Origin of the sequence: Providencia sp. PROV150 (assembly GCF_028481025.1) — a bacterium.
Classification (GTDB): Bacteria; Pseudomonadota; Gammaproteobacteria; order Enterobacterales; family Enterobacteriaceae; genus Providencia; species Providencia hangzhouensis.
In genome coordinates, this window is the sequence record NZ_JAMPPJ010000029.1 from 1 (window position 1) to 18,955 (window position 18,955).

The following is an 18,955-nucleotide window of genomic DNA, read 5'->3' on the forward strand; positions in this document are numbered from 1 at the left end:
TGGCCGCTAGTCAGCGGCCATTTGGTTTATTCAGTCATCAAACTACTAATAGCAGAAAATAAGTACTGACCAATTTCTGCAGTCATCCATGTCCCTTGAGAAATTTTGGGATCTTCACGATAAATAGCCCGAATTCTCTCTTGTAGCTCAGGATCTCCCCCCGTAAACTGGTTGAACATCGTTAACCATGTTTGTGCTAATTGTTGTACTTCAGGTGAATCTGGGGATTTTTGGGCTTTTAATGCATTATATAAACCCGCAATTAACTCAGGCCACACCTGCCCTGAAGCAAAATAATGTTGCTGAACAAAAGCAAATTGCTCCGCGGTTAAATGGGGTTTAAACAGTGATAATTGGTATTCACTAAAACCCTCTGCAACAAATTGGATCATTGCGACAGAAATGCCTGATGAATAAGCTAACGTGTTATCCGATAAATGAATTTGATTCAGTCGTGCAAAGAAATCAGGGTTTCCTCCGGTATCTCTTTCTAACGCTGTCATCCATTCATGTGCAATTTGTTGCACCTCTGTAGATTGAGGTGTTGCACCTTGTTCCATCAGCTTGCTTACCGTTGCTACGCGCTGTTGCCACTCTTGGTTTTTCAGCGTATGCGCCGTATATAATGGCAATTGTTCCAATTCTTGAGGGGTAAAATATTTATCAAACATCGACATCATCTCCAATACAGAAAACCAATCAGCCTGAGTTAAAGTATTCCCCGTTTGCATTTGCCTGTGTAATTGCTCTAATCGATTACGTAATGTCGCCATTTGCTCCATTTGTTCCGTTAATAGTGCAATTCGCTCTTGCAGCAAACTCGTCATATCTCCACTCTGGCCATCCAGTAATTCACCGATGTTTTTCAGTTTGACTCCAACTTGCCGTAACAATTGAATTTGCGTTAAACGCTCTATGCATTGCATGTTGTAAAGCCGATAACCTGCATCGGTTCTTGCAGTTGGTACCAATAAGCCAATTTCTTCATAATGATGAAGCGTACGGATGGTTAATCCTGTTTTTTCCGCGATCTCACCAACTTGAAATAGCATATGTTCCTCCTGTAATTGCGACTAAGGTTAGTGCCTCACGTTACGTGAGAGTCAATCACCACTTTGCACTTTTTATTAAAATTCCATCTTATCCATTATATCAGCAGACAATTTCCCTCTCGTCAGGAGATGGCTTTATAGAATAGCAATAAAAAAGCCCCAGTAGATTGAATACTGAGGCTTATATAGATAACGTTAAATTATTACTTAATTAATGCATGCATTTCTTGTACAGAGATTACCGTATCGGTTGGGTCTGCACTGAGCGACATCGTAGTGGCAAACCCACCATTCAACGTCGTGTCATAGTGGACTTTATAACGCAATGCACTGCGACGAATTAATTTTGAGTCTTCAATGGCTTGACGCCCTGCGGTGGTATTCACAATGTAATCATATTCACCATTCTTAATTCTATCTTGAATGTGTGGACGACCTTCATGAACTTTATTGACGAGGCGTGGGTTAATACCAGCCTCTCCTAACACAATCGCAGTGCCGTGAGTAGCATCCAGCTCAAAGCCGTGTTTTAACAGCTTAGCAGCTAAATCAACCACGCGAGTTTTATCTCCCTCACGAACAGATAACAGTGCACGGCCTGATTTTTTCATCGTCGAGCTACTGCCTAACATCGCTTTAGCAAAGGCTTCAGCAAATGTCCGGCCGACGCCCATTACTTCGCCTGTTGAACGCATTTCAGGCCCAAGAATTGGGTCAACACCAGGGAATTTATTGAATGGCAATACCACCTCTTTCACAGAGTAATATGGTGGAATAACCTCTTCCGTCACCCCTTGCTGTACCAAGGTTTGCCCTACCATCACACGCGCTGCAACTTTAGCTAATGGCACACCCGTTGCTTTAGAGACAAAAGGCACAGTCCTTGCCGCACGTGGATTGACTTCAATTAAGTAAACTTCATTATTTTTGACTGCAAACTGCACGTTCATCAAGCCACGCACACGTAACTCAAAGGCAAGGTTACGAACTTGTTCACGCATTACATCTTGGATTTCTTGGCTAAGCGTATAAGCAGGTAGAGAACATGCGGAATCACCAGAGTGCACACCTGCTTGCTCAATGTGTTCCATGATACCGCCGATCAGTACCATCTCACCGTCACAAATCGCATCTACGTCAACTTCAACCGCATCGTCTAGGAAACGGTCAAGTAGCACTGGTGCATCGTTAGAGACACTTACCGCGGTTTGGAAATAGCGACGTAAATCGATTTCATCATATACAATTTCCATTGCTCGGCCACCTAGTACATAGGATGGACGAACAACCAGCGGGTAGCCAATAACAGCTGCTTTTTCAACGGCTTGCTCAATCGCTGTGACAGTTGCGTTCTGTGGTTGCTTCAAGTTCAAGCGATTAACGGCCTGCTGGAAACGTTCACGATCTTCTGCGCGGTCGATGGCATCTGGGCTCGTACCAATAACAGGAACACCGGCAGCTTCCAACGCTCTCGCTAATTTCAATGGTGTTTGACCACCATATTGCACAATCACGCCTTTTGGCTGCTCGATACGTACAATTTCAAGTACGTCTTCAAGGGTGACAGGTTCGAAATAGAGACGATCTGACGTGTCATAGTCAGTTGAAACGGTTTCAGGATTACAGTTGACCATAATGGTTTCATAGCCGTCTTCGCGTAACGCTAAAGATGCATGCACGCAGCAATAGTCAAATTCAATCCCTTGCCCAATCCGGTTTGGCCCACCGCCTAATACCATCACCTTCGGTTTAGCATTATTTGGGTTTGACTCGCACTCATCTTCATAAGTGGAATACATATAAGCCGTATCTGTTGCAAATTCTGCCGCACAGGTATCAACACGTTTATATACAGGATGTAAATCATAGCCTTGACGTAATTTACGCAGTTCTGCTTCAGAAACCCCGACTAGACTAGCTAAACGGGCATCTGCAAAACCTTTTCGTTTGAGTACACGTAAGAAGTCTTTGGTCAGGCCATTGATACCTAATTCAGCCACTTCTTCTTCTAAACGTACCAGTTCTTCGATTTGCACTAAGAACCAGCGGTCAATATTGGTTAAATTGAAAACACCATCAACAGAAAGCCCCGCACGGAATGCATCCGCAATAAACCAAATACGCTCTCCACCAGCATCTTTTAATTCACGACGGATACGAGTCAGAGCTTCAGGGTCCTCTTGGGCTACTTTCGGGTCAAAGCCTGTTGCGCCCACTTCTAACCCACGTAACGCTTTTTGCATTGATTCTTGGAATGTGCGACCGATAGCCATCACTTCGCCAACCGATTTCATTTGCGTTGTGAGTCGGTCATTCGTGCCCGCAAATTTTTCAAAGTTAAAGCGCGGAATTTTTGTCACAACGTAGTCAATGGAAGGTTCAAATGATGCAGGGGTACGGCCACCAGTGATATCATTCATTAACTCATCAAGGGTATAGCCCACGGCTAATTTTGCCGCAATCTTTGCAATTGGGAAGCCTGTTGCTTTAGAGGCAAGCGCTGATGAACGCGAAACCCGCGGGTTCATTTCAATAACAATTAAGCGCCCATCTTTAGGGTTTACCGCAAATTGAACGTTAGAGCCACCTGTTTCAACGCCGATTTCACGCAATACTGCCATCGATGCGTCACGCATGATTTGGTATTCTTTATCAGTCAGTGTTTGAGCTGGTGCTACGGTGATAGAGTCACCTGTATGGATCCCCATGGCATCGAAGTTTTCAATGGAACAAACGATAATACAGTTGTCTTTTTTATCGCGGACAACTTCCATTTCGTATTCTTTCCAACCAATCAGCGATTCATCTATCAATAATTCGTTAGTCGGGGATAAATCTAAACCGCGAGTACAAATTTCTTCAAACTCTTCGCGATTATAGGCGATACCGCCACCGGTACCTCCCATCGTAAATGATGGGCGAATAATACAGGGAAAGCCTACCGCATCGGCAACAGCAAATGCTTCTTCCATATTATGTGCGATACCTGAGCGTGCAGTGCCCAAGCCGATTTTTTTCATTGCTTTATCAAAGCGTTGGCGATCTTCTGCTTTATCTATTGCATCAGCAGTCGCCCCAATCATGGTGACACCGAACTCGGCTAAAACGCCTTTACGCTCTAATTCAAGCGCACAGTTCAATGCGGTTTGGCCCCCCATGGTCGGTAATACTGCATCTGGGCGCTCTTTTTCAATAATTTTACGCACAACTTCCCAGTGAATCGGCTCGATGTAAGTTGCATCCGCCATTTCTGGGTCTGTCATAATAGTCGCTGGGTTCGAGTTAACTAAGATTACGCGGTAACCTTCTTCACGCAGTGCTTTACACGCTTGGGCACCTGAATAGTCAAATTCACATGCTTGGCCAATTACAATTGGGCCGGCACCTAAAATCAGAATGCTTTTTATATCAGTACGTTTTGCCATTTTTTTGCTCCCGATTATTGTGCGTTTTGACGAGGTGTGTTTTGACGGTATTCATTAATTAATTCAATGAAATGGTCGAACAAATTTGCCGCATCATGTGGCCCTGAGCTTGCTTCTGGATGGCCTTGAAAACTAAATGCTGGTTTATCCGTACGGTGAATACCTTGCAATGTTCCATCAAACAGTGACTTGTGAGTCACGCGCAGTGTGTCGGGAAGTGTCGATTCATCAACCGCAAAACCATGGTTTTGCGCCGTGATCATCACCACATCTTTGTCTAAATCTTTAACCGGATGGTTAGCGCCATGATGGCCAAACTTCATTTTCATGGTATTAGCACCGCTGGCCAAAGCGAGTAATTGGTGCCCTAAACAAATACCAAATACTGGGATTTCTGTGGTTAAGAATGTTTCAATTGCCTTGATTGCATAATCACAAGGAGCCGGGTCACCAGGGCCATTCGATAAGAAAATACCATCGGGGTTCATCGCCAATACGGTTTCTGCTGGTGTAGTTGCTGGCACCACCGTTAAACGGCAACCACGGTCAACTAACATACGTAAGATATTACGCTTTGCACCGAAGTCATAAGCAACAACATGTAGAGGGAGTTCTTCCGCAGTTTTCGCGCCTTGCTGGCCATTTTCCAGCGTCCATGAACCTTGGGACCAGTTATAAATCTCTTTAGTGCAGACTTCTTTTGCCAAGTCCAACCCATTCAAACCTGAAAAACTACGCGCTTTTTCCAATGCGAGTGCAACATCAGGGTTATCACCCGCAATGATACAACCGTTTTGAGCGCCTTTTTCTCTCAGTAAACGTGTTAATTTACGTGTATCGATATCCGCAATCGCCACGACATTATGGCGTTTTAGATATTCGGATAACCCTTCTTGCCCGCGGAAGTTACTGTAAACCAATGGTAAGTCACGAATGATTAAGCCTTGTGCATGAACATTTGGGGATTCTTCGTCATCAGCATTAGTGCCGACATTACCAATATGGGGATAAGTGAGAGTAACAATTTGGCGGGAATAGGAAGGGTCTGTAATTATTTCTTGATATCCGGTCATCGACGTGTTGAAAACGACTTCTCCAACTGCAGCGCCTTCTGCACCGATAGCACGCCCGTGGAATTGGGTTCCGTCTTCCAGAACCAATATAGCTGACTTAATCAAAACACCCTCCGGAGAATAATAAATCACGTTTTTTGCATATTAATTCAGATTTTACGATCTAAATCAATGCCAAAATGAGTTTTTAAGCAAATTTTTGGCAAATTGCGCGCATTCTAATGATGAGATAGGGTCTTGTCTAGAAAAAAATGCATTTTTTTCACTTTTATCTTACTTTTTTACTTAACTACCTCACTTTTAGTTGGATGAGTAGTATAAATAGCAGTAAATATGAATAAGTAAACGGTTGCAAAGCAAGATAACTAGTTTATTGATAATAACCCAGCTAAAAGAAGGAAGAAAGGATAATTAACGAGCAAAATTGAAGATAAAAACCATGAAAACACCAATTAATATCGATTTGAATAAAAATAATTCAAATCGATATTATAATAATAAATATAGATTACAAGGCCATAATTTAAAAGACAAAATAAAAAATAAAAAACTACAAATCATCCAAACTAAGCACATCTTTCATATCATATAACCCATTATTTTTAGCACAAACCCACCCTGAAGCTTTTATTGCGCCATTTGCAAAGGTCATACGGCTAGAGGCTTTATGGCTAATTTCAACTCGCTCCCCAATATCTGCAAACATTGCGGTATGTTCACCCACAATATCCCCAGCACGGATAGTTGCAAAGCCAATAGTTCCAGGTTCTCGTTCCCCGGTGTAACCTTCACGGGTATATACCGCACACTCTTTTAAGTCTTTCCCAAGTGCACTAGCAATAGACTCTCCCATAGCCAAAGCCGTACCTGATGGCGCATCCACTTTATGGCGGTGATGTGCTTCAACAATTTCAATATCAGTGTAATTTCCCATCACTTTTGCTGCTTTTTCCAGTAATTTCAGCACCACATTGACACCAACACTGAAATTTGCCGCAAAGACAATAGGAATAGATTTCGCAGCTTCGGCAATAGCTTGCTTACCTTGCTCATCAAACCCTGTCGTTCCAATTACCATGGCTTTTTGGTTTGCTTTACAAAATGCAAGATAGTGTAAAGTCCCTTCTGGGCGCGTGAAATCAATGACAACATCAAAATCATTAACAACCTGATTAAGTGAATCAACAATGGCAATACCTAGCTTACCGATACCTGCGAGCTCCCCTGCATCAGTCCCGATAAGTGATGAGCCCTCGCGCTCAATCGCGGCACCTAATTGAATTCCATCTTGTTGTTGCGCGGCTTGAATTAGCTGGCGCCCCATACGCCCACCGGCACCAACTATTGCGACTCGTACCATTGAATTTGCCATGGCTTATCCTTTTTTAATTAATGCAAATCGATAAATTTGAACTGTTGTTTAGGATAAAAAAACTATTTTTACCCATAGTTTAGAAATGATTGTGATACAGATTAACTATCCTGACCATATTCCGCTAGCAAAAATGTATCGTTATTAACAAAAGCGTAGAGAGAGAAAGGATTATCAGTAAAAGTTTTAATTCAGAGGATATTCGAAAGGAACTATTTGAATGGAAAGGTTAAAACAGCCGCGAGATCGGGATCATAAAGCGGCTGTTCCTGTAATTGAAATCAAATGATTAATTAATCTCTTTAACCTCAACTCTTAATTCTTTAGGAACCTCAAAGACGATATTTTCTTCACGCCCTTGCAATTCAACAACAGAATCAGCCCCTAATTCTTTAAGTCTATCAATAACTTGCCTAACTAGAATATCAGGAGCAGATGCCCCAGCAGTTAAGCCAATAATATTTTTATCCGCTAACCATTCCGTTTTAATATCTTCTGCACCATCAATTAAATAGGCTGGTTTTTGCATACGCGAAGCTAACTCTGCAAGACGATTTGAGTTTGATGAGTTTTTAGAACCGACGACTAAAACAACATCAGCGCGTTCTGCAAGCTCTCTCGCTGCTTCTTGGCGGTTAGTCGTTGCATAACAAATATCGTCTTTACGAGGCCCAACGATACTTGGAAAGCGAGATGTCAGCGCATCAATGACATCAGAAGTATCATCAACAGAAAGCGTTGTTTGTGTCATGAAAGAGAGATTATTTTCATCTTTCACTTTCAGTTTCCAAACATCTTCTGGGCTTTCAACAAGATACATCCCACCTTCAGGGTTGCTATATTGCCCCATCGTACCTTCGACCTCTGGATGCCCAGCGTGGCCAATTAAAATAGCCTCTTTGCCTTTACGGCTAGCGCGTGCAACTTCCATATGAACTTTCGTAACCAAAGGACAAGTCGCATCAAATAACATGGTGAGATCGCGAGAGCGAGCTTCTTGACGAATAGCTTGGGAAACGCCATGCGCAGAAAAAATCAAAATAGACCCATCTGGTACTTCTGAGATTTCCTCAATAAAGATAGCACCACGTTGACGTAAATCATCAACAACATAACGGTTATGAACCACTTCGTGACGAACGTAAATCGGAGCACCATATATTTCTAACGCCCTTTCTACGATGCTAATTGCGCGGTCTACGCCTGCACAAAACCCACGAGGGTTAGCCATTAATATTTGCATTGTGATTCTCCAATTGCGGGTCTACTTCAAGCACTTCGATATCAAAACTAATCTGCTGCTCTGCGAGAGGGTGATTAAAATCAATAGTAATCGACTCACCTTCAATTGATTTTACTACACCTGGCATTTCACTGCCATTCATCGCCGTAAATAGCATTATCGTACCAATTTCAGGAATGCCTGTTTCTATAAAATCACGCAATGAAAAATATTGAACTAAGTCAGGGTTATGTTTCCCAAAAACAGTATCTCCGGGCAGCGAAAAACTTTTCTTTTCACCTTCATTAAGGCCAATCAATTGGGCTTCAAGTTCTGGCGATAAGGAGTCATTCCCTAAAACAAATAACGCAGGCTTTCCTTGTGCGTGCGAGGAGTCAGCTGTAGAGCCATCTTCCAATTTCAATGTGAAATGCAGTAAAACAGAGCTCTGTGCCTGTATTTGAGTAGACATAAACCAAACCTATTTATCATAAAATTCAGCCCAGAAAATCTGGGCTGTGAGTTATTACATTCTAACCTAGTACGCTGCCATCTTATTTGGCTTTTTCTTGCTTTGATTTATCAGGTAAAAAACCTTCAAAAATGACAAGTGCCGCACCAATACATATCGCCATATCCGCTAGGTTAAATGTCGGCCAATGCCAATTACCAACGTAAAAATCAAGGTAATCGATAACGAAGCCATGGACTAAACGGTCGCTTAAATTACCGATAGCACCGCCAATAATCAATGCATAAGCAATATTTGATAGGCGTTTTTGTGCACTTTGGCGATACATCATAACCATCAAGATTACAGATATCCCAATTGCAATACCCGCAAAGAACCAACGTTGCCAACCACCTTCATCAGCCAAGAAACTGAATGCCGCTCCGAAATTTTGTGCGTACATTATGTTGAAAAATGGCATTATCGGGTGTGGCTCGTACAGATTTAGATCACTAAGCACTAATTGCTTAATGCCTAAATCCGCAACGATGATCACAATGGTCAACCATAACCAACGCAAACCGGTAGAACAAACTGGCGTCTTCATTAAGCAAACTTACGCGTTTCACCGTTACCGGCTACGTTAGTGACACAGCGACCACAAATTTCTGGTTGCTCGCTCGAAGAACCGATATCACTTGCATAATGCCAGCAACGAGGGCATTTTTCACCCGCCGCTTTACTGAAAGCAATTTTTAGGCCTTTCAATTCGCTTTCTTGCGCATCTGCTGGAGCCGTTGCAATATCAGCGACATGGGCTTGTGATGTCAGTAAAACAAAGCGTAATTCATCACCAAGGCTTTGTAGTTTTTCAGCCAGAGCTTTATCGGCATACAAAGTCACAGCGGCTTCTAATGAGCCCCCGATAAGCTTATCAGTACGCGCTTGTTCTAACACCTTATTCACTTCACCACGAACCGCTAACAACTCAGCCCAGAAGCTGTTGTTCATTTCATTTGATTCATCTAAACCAAATAAGCCGTCATACCACTCTTCGGTAAGAACAAATTGAGCGCGTTTTCCTGGTAACTCATTCCAAATTTCATCAGAAGTAAACGACAGAACCGGAGCCATCCAACGCACTAATGCTTCAACAATGTGGAATAACGCAGTTTGGCAGCTACGGCGCGCTAAGCTATCACTTTTCGCGGTGTATTGACGGTCTTTGATGATATCCAGATAAAATGACCCCATTTCAATGGAGCAGAAATGCATTAATCTTTGGATAACAGATAAGAAATCGTACTCATCATAAGCTTTGGCTATCTCTTGCTGAGCTTCTAAAGCACGGCTCACCGCCCAGCGGTCTAAAACCACCATATCTTCTGGTTTCACCATGTCGGTTTCAGGATTAAAACCATTTAAGTTAGCCAGTAAGAAACGTGCAGTATTACGAATACGGCGGTATGAGTCAGCCGCGCGTTTTAAAATTTCATCTGAAACCGCGATTTCGCCAGTGTAATCCGTTGATGCAACCCATAAACGTAAGATATCTGCACCCAGTTTATTCATGACATCTTGAGGGCTCACTGTGTTGCCTAAAGATTTAGACATTTTGCGGCCTTGGCCATCAACAGTGAAGCCATGTGTCAATACTTGGCGATAAGGTGCTTTACCTTTCATTGCGGTTGATAACATCAATGATGACATAAACCAGCCGCGGTGTTGATCTGACCCTTCAAGGTACATATCCGCTGAATTACCATGGAATTCAGGACGTGCGTCCACAACCGCAAAGTGCGTTGAACCTGAGTCAAACCATACGTCTAAGGTATCAGGTACTTTACGATATGTTTCGGCTTCATCACCCAACAGCTCTGCTGGGTCAAGATCCCACCATGCTTGGATGCCATCCACTTCAACACGCTTAGCCACTTCTTCCATTAATTCTAATGTACGAGGGTGTAACTCTTCAGTGTCTTTATGAACAAACAACGACATTGGGGTACCCCAAGTACGTTGACGAGAAATACACCAGTCTGGGCGGTTTTCAACCATTGATTCAATACGTGCGCGCCCCCAACCCGGGATCCATTGAACAATATCAATTTCTTTCAGCGATTGTTCACGTAAACCGTTTTTATCCATACCGATAAACCACTGTGGCGTAGCACGGAAGATAACTGGAGTCTTATGGCGCCAGCAGCATGGATAGCTGTGTTGAATCGCTTGTTTGTATAGTAATGCGCCTTTTTCGTTCAATAATTCAACGATAAGGTCATTAGCTTTAAAAATAAACACACCATCTAATGTTGGGTAAGTATTTGGTAAGAAGCAACCATCTGGCCCTACAGGGTTCGCTGTTTCTAAGCCATATTTCTGACCAACCACATAGTCTTCAGGACCGTGGCCTGGTGCAGTATGAACAGCACCAGTACCCGCATCTAATGTCACATGGTCACCCAAAATTGCAGGCACATCAAAGCCCATAAATGGATGATTGAAACGTAAAAGTTCAAGTGCAGAACCCTCACACTCCCCTAGAACTGCCCACGCTTCAACCCCTATCGTTTTCATTACCTCTTCGACAAGGTCAGCAGCTAAAATGAGTAACTCACCATTTGCTTCGATTAAATCATATTTAAACTCAGGGTTTAAAGAAATCGCGCGGTTAGCTGGCAAAGTCCAAGGCGTTGTTGTCCAGATGACTAACGAAGGTGTTTTTTCGCTAACAATGCCAAATTTTTCGCACACAGCTTTGCCATCTACGGCTGGGAAGCGAACATAGATAGATGGCGAGGTTTTATCATAATATTCAACTTCAGCTTCCGCTAATGAAGAACCGCAAGCAGTACACCAGTGAACAGGTTTTGCCCCCTTCACTAAATGGCCATTTGCAATGGTTTTAGCCAATGCTCGGATAATATGAGCTTCGGTTTTAAAATCCATTGTTAGATAAGGTTTATCCCACTCACCTAAAACACCAAGACGCATGAAATCAGCTTTTTGCCCTTCAATTTGCTCTTTAGCGTATTGACGGCATTGTGCACGAAATTCAGCAGCGGAAACTTTTTCCCCTGGCTTACCGACGATTTGTTCAACTTTATGTTCAATCGGTAATCCATGGCAGTCCCAACCTGGGATGTATGGAGAATCATAACCCGCCAACCCTTTGGACTTAATAATAATATCTTTGAGAATTTTGTTAACTGAGTGACCAATATGAATACTGCCGTTAGCATACGGAGGACCATCGTGCAGAATAAAGGTTTTCTTGCCCGATTTTGCTTTACGGATTGCCTGATACAAACCTTCTTTGTACCAGCGCTCTAACATCTGTGGTTCGCGTTTAGCGAGATCGCCACGCATTGGGAACCCTGTTTCCGGTAGATTCAGGGTATTTTTATAGTCACTCATCGATTCTCAGTTCCAATTTTCCGCTAAATTATCTGATTCCTATTGCAGTAAGATACTCTCTCGCTGCAATTACATCATTAGCAATTTGCTCCTTAAGCGCTTCCAACGAAGCAAACCGCTGCTCATCACGTAATTTCTTACGTAACACTACATCGATATGACGCCCATATAAATCCATATTTGCATCAATCAGATGAACTTCTAACTGTGTTCCTTTTCCAGATACAGTCGGACGTGTGCCAATATTTGCCACACCCGGTAAAGGCTTATCACCTAAACCGTAAACTTCTACAGCATATACACCAGTTACTGGTGTGACTAAACGTTTTAACGGTAGGTTTGCCGTTGGAAAACCTATTGTTCTACCAAGTTGGTTACCATGAACCACTCGCCCGCTAATACGATAAGAGTGCCCTAATAGGCTTTCTGCTAATTCAAGATTATTTTCTTGAATGGCTTTTCGTATCGCTGTACTGCTGATACGGAGCCCTGAATCACAAAAGCTTTCTGTATCTGCAACTTCAAAACCAAATTCACTACCCGCTTGTTGTAAAAAAGCAAAGTCCCCCATGCGATTTTTCCCAAAGCGGAAATCATCACCTATAGCGAGGTACTTTACACCAAGCTTACTGACAAGTAAGTCAGAAACAAACTCAGCAGGTGTTAATGACGCAAAGTGCTGGTTAAATTCAACACATAAGAGGTAATCAATACCACTATCTGCAAGGTATTTAACTTTGTCTCGCAAACGCGTCAAACGCGCTGGCGCTTTGTCACCAATAAAAAATTCAAGGGGCTGTGGCTCAAATATCATCACGACAGTTGGCAACCCTAACTGCGCACCCTTAAGTTTCAAATTTTGAAGTAAAACCTGATGCCCACGATGAACACCATCAAAATTACCGATAGTCAGCACGCAACCATGGTGGCACGCCCGGATATTCTGTATACCGCGAATTAGCTCCATAACAGGCTCAATACCGAGGAAATTGCAGGATTATACCTTGTACGACGCATAAGGTTAACCTTAGTTCGCAAAAGGTTTCATTAAACCCTATTTTTTTGATCTCTACACGATTTTTTCCGCACTATTTTTATGCAATTAGTGGGTTATTACGCTCCCAAGCAGAGCTATTGGATTCGAATATCAAAAACTTTGGGGTAACCAATGGATTATCAATACAACAAATTTGTTCCAAGGTCTCTAAAAATATTATATTTTTATGTTTTACACTTCAATGGTTATAACCAAACGATTAAAAAGAACAAAAAACAACCACAACATGTTTAATTTTCATACTACCCACTGATTGACAGACTAAAAAATATTTTTACCCTTAGTTCTTTTTAAATTTCTGCCATCAATTATGCATTTTTTCACGCTAAGATCTGTATTCTTCTTATATTTGCTGATAGAATCTTGCACCATTCACAACGCATGAGCATCGAAGTACACGATGTTTATTTGCACAAATCCATTGACAAATGAAGGGCGAAAGGGCATATTCCTCGACCTTTGAATTGTCCTCAATAGAATACATTTGGGAGTTGGACCTTGGCTAATATCAAATCAGCTAAGAAACGTGCCGTTCAGTCAGAGAAACGTCGCCAGCATAACGCTAGCCGTCGCTCTATGGTACGTACTTTTATCAAGAAAGTTTACCTTGCTATCGCTGCAGGCGATAAAGAAGCTGCTCAGAAAGCATTCAATGACATGCAACCTATTGTTGATCGCCATGCTACTAAAGGCCTGATCCACAAAAATAAAGCAGCACGTCATAAAGCTAACTTAGTTGCTCAAATCAAAGCAATGTAATTTTGCTTCTTGATTAGCTTAAAAAAACCGGCTTATGCCGGTTTTTTATTTGTTACTATTTTTTATCTAAGCTATCAAGCGGAACTGAAAATAAATCTGAGAAATCTTTATTACACACTCGCTGCACGGCTGGGTGCTGGATCATTCTTTCTGCAAAAATAACGTAGTACTCTTCTTTTACGCTCTCTAAACGGCCTAACTCTACAATATCTTCGCCACCTAAAAGGTCAGGTGTATACTGCGATGGAGCAACAAAAATCGCGTTATAATGCATGCCAAATGCTTTCATAAGCGCTGCGTCATCAAACTCACCTAACACTTCTACTTGCAGGTTTTTATTTCGTATCCAAGCTAAGATATGCCTACCTAACAAATATCGCCGCCCTGGAATCAATAAGCGACGTTCCTCTAAACATTCAGGAAATGGCTTTTTAGGGATCGGCTGACGACAAAAGAAACTCATATTGCACTCGCCCAACTTCACCGAGAACAAGCCTTCTTGTTGTGATGAGTCCACAGGGCAGTCAGACAAAATCATATCTAATTTATGTTGGCTAAGCTGTTCTAATAGTAATTCATGCGTTGATTCAAAACAACGTAAATGAATTTGTTCATGCTCAACAACCGTAGTCTCTAATATTTTACTAACTAGCTGTTTTGAGAGCGTGTCTGCGACCCCAACATCAAACAATAAATTAGATTCACGGCTGTAATTGACGATATCTAGCATTTCTTGGCTAAGCATGAACATTTTATCTGCATAGCGAAAAATTAATTGCCCAAGCTCAGATGGCACCAAACCTCGCCCCTGCCTTTTGAATAACTTTCCACCTAATCGCTCTTCCAATGCTTTTATTTGCCCTGTAATTGTCTGAGGAGTCAGGTAAAGCGCTTCTGCTGCTCCGACGACAGAGCCTTCTTTACATACATGCCAGAAGTAGTAAAGATGGTTAAAATTAAGATGTGAAACCCGCATATCGATTCCTTCGGTACCGTCACTAGCTATGTAACCGCTATTGACCATACACATTTACCCGCAGCTCATACTTTTCAGAGCCTTTAAAATGAATACCGTAGTGTATTAAAAAACACACTACGGTATATCATAGATTATTAGTTCGGAAATTCTTACTAATAATTTGCAAAATTACACAATAAACTTGTACTAGGTTAGTTCTTTTTGTTTCGGTAACACTACTCTTAACATAAAGTAACCTAAAAATGCAGCTAACGTAGAACCAATCAAGATTCCTAGACGTGAATAGGTACTATACACCTCATCCAACCCATCAAATGCGAGGCCGGTTATAAAAATAGACATAGTAAAACCGATCCCACACAGTACAGAAACGGCAAAAACTTGTTTTAAGTTAATCGACTCTGGCAATTTTGCAAACCCAAGTTTTACCGAAATCCAACTAAACAGAAAAATCCCAATTGGCTTACCCAAAATTAGCCCCGCAGCGACTCCTAATGGCAGTGGGCTCAACAAACCTTCAAAAGTCACACCTTGAAGTTGCACACCCGAATTAGCAAACGCAAAAATAGGTAGAATTAAGTAAACAACCCATGGATGTAAAACGTGTTCCAATTCTTCTGAAGGTTTGGTCTGGTTAGTACCATGTAAAGGGATCAAGAAGCCAACAATGACCCCTGCTAATGTGGCATGCACTCCAGATTTCAAAATACACACCCATAATATTAACCCAATAACTAAGTAAGCCGCTGTATTCTCTACTCTACGCCAATTCATCATACAGAGAATGGCAATGCACAGTGCTGACAACCCCAATGCAACCAAGGAAACAGAACTTGTATAGAAAAAGGCAATAATCACGATAACACCAAGGTCATCAATAATAGCTAATGCTAATAAGAACACCTTAAGTTCTGTTGGTACTCGCTTACCTAATAAGGCCATCACACCTAGCGCGAAAGCAATGTCTGTAGCGGCAGGTATTGCCCAACCTTGCTGGGTAACTGCATCTCCACCATTAAATAATAAGTAAATTAATGCTGGGGCAATCATCCCTCCTAAAGCTGCGATTGCTGGAAATATCGCTTTATCACGTCCTGCAAGGGATCCTTCTAATAATTCGCGCTTTACTTCAAGGCCGACCACCAAAAAGAAAATCGCCATTAGGAAGTCATTAATCCATAATATCAGCGGCTTATCTAAACCAAACTCTGATATTTTAATGGATACAGGAATATCTAAAAATTGCTGATAAGCCCCTTGTAATGGTGAGTTAGCCATTATTAAAGCGACTATGGCAGCAATAATCAGAAGTAAGCCCCCTGCTGCTTCTAACCTTAAAAATTTACGAATAATTGCTGTCATATAGTTAACCCCAATGTTTTTTTGAATGTTAATACTATGCTAATTATTAATTCGTAAAAAATCGTTTATTTATCGCTTAACACTCGGAATTACCGACTTATTTGGGTTAGAGATCACGGCAAATGAGAAAAAAACGTTAATTTTACTATAGACAACTTTTATAAAAACAAATAATAAATTTTGTGATAAACAGACTTTATAAATTCAACTTTTCTAGTACATCAAAATTTATCCCTTTTATTTGCACAAGAAAAACTTGCCTGTTTCTTTCTTCGATACCTTTTGTAAAAACGATAAATATGGAAGACTATTTACAAAATATTTGCCAAACGTTTCGCAAAACAATGTGTTTAGATTGCTAATAAAATACTAATGATTACAATTTAACGATGACAACTTACGTATTACTTTCTGTGCTGTTTGCAGCTTTTTGCCATGCAAGCTGGAACGCTATAGTTAAATTTGGTAATGACCGTTTTTTCGGCCTAGTCATGATTTCTGTTTTTTCTGGCGCCTTAGCGATACCAGCAATACTTTGGTTAGGCCTACCATCACCAGAAGCTATCCATTGGTTAGCGTTATCGGTACTGTTTCATATTGGCTATACCTATTTTTTAAGTCAGGCTTATACACATGGCGATTTAAGCCAAATTTACCCAATATCACGTGGTTCTGCGCCATTAATGACAGCAGTACTAGGTGCTTTGCTATTTAACGAGCTCATTCCTCTAATGGGTCTTATTGGTGTTTTGTGCATTATTAGTGGCGTAGTGCTCATTGCTTTTGCGGGTAAAAAATTCACATTGAATATTAAGGGAAAAGCACTAGTTTTTGCCTTATCAACCGCCTTCTTTACGGCTTGCTATACCCTATCCGATGGCTATGGTGCCAGAGCAAGTGAAGACCCTGTCGTGTACACACTTTGGTTGTTTCTTTTAAATGGGATTGTGTTAGCTGTACCTGGCCTTATCAAATATCGTGGTGCCTTACTTGTTGGAATTCAACAATACTGGCGTTCAGGGTTGCTAGGTGGGTTAATGCAACTCATTAGCTATGGCATTGCCATATGGGCGATGAGCCAAGCACCGATTGTCATGGTCGCCGCAGTTAGAGAAACTAGCGTACTATTTGCCATGTTTTTATCCATTGCTTTTCTTAAAGAAAAATTCAACGTCATGCGAGTCATTGCCTGTGTTGTTATTGTTTTTGGTGTTTTATTAGCAAAATTAAGTCATTAATAAAATTGTTATTATTTGAATGTTTGGTTATCAAGCAACTAATTTAGCTTTATTCAAAATCGTATTATTGCTTTTTATTTACCCATAATTGTTATATTTTCTCACCAGATATGAGGCCAAAATGTCGCTTTTAAAATCTTTACTGGCTATTTCCATTATTAGTGCTTCTTTTCCTAGTTTTTCAGCTATCCCCGCGGACACCATAATCGTAGATGGAACCATCTTAACAATGGATGCTAAAAAACAGGTTATTGACCATGGCACGGTTGTCATCAAAGGCAATAAAATTATTGCGGTTGGTGGCCCTGAACTTGCTCAAAATTATCAAGCACCTAATGTCCTGAATGTTAATGGCGATATTGTCATGCCAGGGCTAATTAACACTCACACACATGCATCTATGACCGTGTTTCGTTCCTTAGCCGATGATGTGCCAGACCGTTTACACCGTTATATTTTCCCATTAGAAAATAAAATGGTTTCCCGTGAAATGGTACGAGTTGGGGCCAACCTTGCGAATATTGAAATGATTAAAGGTGGCGTCACAACTTACGTTGATATGTATTACTTTGAAGATGAAGTGGCTAAAACCGTTGATAAAATTGGACTAAGAGCGGTTCTTGGGGAATCAGTGATTCAATTTCCCGTCGCTGATGCAAAAAATGCAGATGAAGGTATCGATTATGCAGTCAACTTTATCAATCAATACAAAGATCACCCACGTATCACCCCTGCTTTTGCGCCTCATGCGCCTTATACCAATACAACAGAGCATTTACAGAAAATAGCAAAATTATCTCAAGAACTTAATGTTCCAGTAATGATCCATCTGGCGGAAACTGACCGTGAACAAGAAGAAATAGCCAAACGTACAGGAGGGAAAAGCCCTGTACAATATATGGCTGACATTGGCGCACTGAATAATAAAGTTATTGCAGCGCACGCCATTATGGTTGATGAAAAGGATATGGATCTACTCAAGCAGTATGATGTCGGCGTTGCGCATAATATCAGTGCGAATACTAAGTCTGCTAAAGGTGTTGCCCCTGTGACAACCATGCTGGAAAAGGGGATCCGCGTTGGTTTGGGAACGGATGGACCAATGTCGAGTAATACGCTAACGACGTTAAATGAGCTAAATTTAGTCGGTAAAATTCACAAACTAGCCAATAAAGATAGAGCAGCGATGCCACCAATCACTGTTGTTGAGATGGCGACCATGGGCTCTGCGCGGGTATTACATATGGAAGACAAACTCGGCTCTCTCGAAGCAGGGAAATTAGCTGATATCATTGTTATTGATACCAAATCACCAAATATGGTTCCTATGTATAGCCCCTATGCCGCATTAGTCTATGGCGCAAATGGAGCCAATGTTCGCCATACTATTGTTGATGGCAAGGTATTGATGCAAGACCGTAAAATACTGACTGCTGATGAAAATACAATTATCAAAGAAGCTCAAGATTTTGCCAGTAAAGTCCGCGAAACTGTGGTTGCTAGTGGTGAAGTCGTAAAATAAGATAAAAAAATGGCTGACTTGGCAAT

Annotated in this window: 14 protein-coding genes; 3 read left to right on the forward strand and 11 right to left on the reverse strand. The window is 41.5% G+C overall.

Annotation, left to right across the window (positions count from 1 at the left end; translation table 11 throughout):
• Window positions 1–26: 26 nt before the first annotated feature.
• From PSE83_RS17705 to ribF, 9 genes are all read right to left on the reverse strand, one after another.
• Window positions 27–1,052: a MerR family transcriptional regulator gene (locus PSE83_RS17705; RefSeq protein ID WP_004905612.1), complete on the reverse strand. Its 1,026-nt coding sequence runs from the start codon at window positions 1,050–1,052 to the stop codon at window positions 27–29.
• Between the two features lie 203 nt (window positions 1,053–1,255).
• Window positions 1,256–4,477, reverse strand: coding sequence for a carbamoyl-phosphate synthase large subunit (carB, locus tag PSE83_RS17710; RefSeq protein ID WP_272661008.1), 3,222 nt, complete (start codon window positions 4,475–4,477; stop codon window positions 1,256–1,258).
• 14 nt (window positions 4,478–4,491) lie between these two features.
• Window positions 4,492–5,655, reverse strand: coding sequence for a glutamine-hydrolyzing carbamoyl-phosphate synthase small subunit (gene carA, locus PSE83_RS17715; protein WP_153673989.1), 1,164 nt, complete (start codon window positions 5,653–5,655; stop codon window positions 4,492–4,494).
• Window positions 5,656–6,100: 445 nt separating this feature from the next.
• Window positions 6,101–6,922, reverse strand: a complete 822-nt coding sequence (gene dapB, locus PSE83_RS17720) for a 4-hydroxy-tetrahydrodipicolinate reductase (RefSeq protein WP_110592416.1) — start codon at window positions 6,920–6,922, stop codon at window positions 6,101–6,103.
• Between the two features lie 289 nt (window positions 6,923–7,211).
• Window positions 7,212–8,165, reverse strand: a complete 954-nt coding sequence (ispH, locus tag PSE83_RS17725; RefSeq protein ID WP_004905626.1) for a 4-hydroxy-3-methylbut-2-enyl diphosphate reductase — start codon at window positions 8,163–8,165, stop codon at window positions 7,212–7,214.
• A complete protein-coding gene (gene fkpB, locus PSE83_RS17730) occupies window positions 8,146–8,616 on the reverse strand; it encodes an FKBP-type peptidyl-prolyl cis-trans isomerase (RefSeq protein ID WP_004905629.1) in 471 nt (156 codons plus the stop codon). The genes ispH and fkpB overlap by 20 nt, the downstream gene beginning before the upstream one ends.
• A gap of 82 nt (window positions 8,617–8,698) precedes the next feature.
• A complete protein-coding gene (lspA, locus tag PSE83_RS17735) occupies window positions 8,699–9,202 on the reverse strand; it encodes a signal peptidase II (RefSeq protein WP_004905631.1) in 504 nt (167 codons plus the stop codon).
• The gene (ileS, locus tag PSE83_RS17740) at window positions 9,202–12,012 is read right to left on the reverse strand and encodes an isoleucine--tRNA ligase (RefSeq protein ID WP_110592418.1); all 2,811 of its coding nucleotides are present in this window, start codon (window positions 12,010–12,012) and stop codon (window positions 9,202–9,204) included. The genes lspA and ileS overlap by 1 nt, the downstream gene beginning before the upstream one ends.
• A 28-nt stretch (window positions 12,013–12,040) precedes the next feature.
• The gene (gene ribF, locus PSE83_RS17745) at window positions 12,041–12,979 is read right to left on the reverse strand and encodes a bifunctional riboflavin kinase/FAD synthetase (RefSeq protein WP_096864532.1); all 939 of its coding nucleotides are present in this window, start codon (window positions 12,977–12,979) and stop codon (window positions 12,041–12,043) included.
• A 588-nt stretch (window positions 12,980–13,567) separates the two neighbouring features.
• Here ribF and rpsT point away from each other — a divergent pair.
• Complete coding sequence (gene rpsT, locus PSE83_RS17750) at window positions 13,568–13,828, forward strand: 30S ribosomal protein S20 (RefSeq protein ID WP_004914688.1); 261 nt, start codon at window positions 13,568–13,570, stop codon at window positions 13,826–13,828.
• 55 nt (window positions 13,829–13,883) lie between these two features.
• On the opposite strand, the gene nhaR is transcribed toward rpsT, so the two are convergent.
• Window positions 13,884–14,804, reverse strand: coding sequence for a transcriptional activator NhaR (nhaR, locus tag PSE83_RS17755; protein ID WP_004914690.1), 921 nt, complete (start codon window positions 14,802–14,804; stop codon window positions 13,884–13,886).
• Between the two features lie 189 nt (window positions 14,805–14,993).
• Window positions 14,994–16,169, reverse strand: a complete 1,176-nt coding sequence (gene nhaA, locus PSE83_RS17760; RefSeq protein WP_004905642.1) for a Na+/H+ antiporter NhaA — start codon at window positions 16,167–16,169, stop codon at window positions 14,994–14,996.
• Between the two features lie 389 nt (window positions 16,170–16,558).
• Here nhaA and PSE83_RS17765 point away from each other — a divergent pair, with 389 nt between their 5' ends.
• Together PSE83_RS17765 and PSE83_RS17770 are read left to right on the forward strand one after the other, a co-directional pair.
• On the forward strand, window positions 16,559–17,407 hold the full coding sequence (locus PSE83_RS17765) for an EamA family transporter (protein ID WP_004905644.1): 849 nt from the start codon (window positions 16,559–16,561) through the stop codon (window positions 17,405–17,407).
• Between the two features lie 121 nt (window positions 17,408–17,528).
• Entirely contained in the window at window positions 17,529–18,929 is a 1,401-nt protein-coding gene (locus PSE83_RS17770; protein WP_094961931.1) for an amidohydrolase, read from the forward strand.
• The last annotated feature ends 26 nt before the right edge of the window (window positions 18,930–18,955 follow it).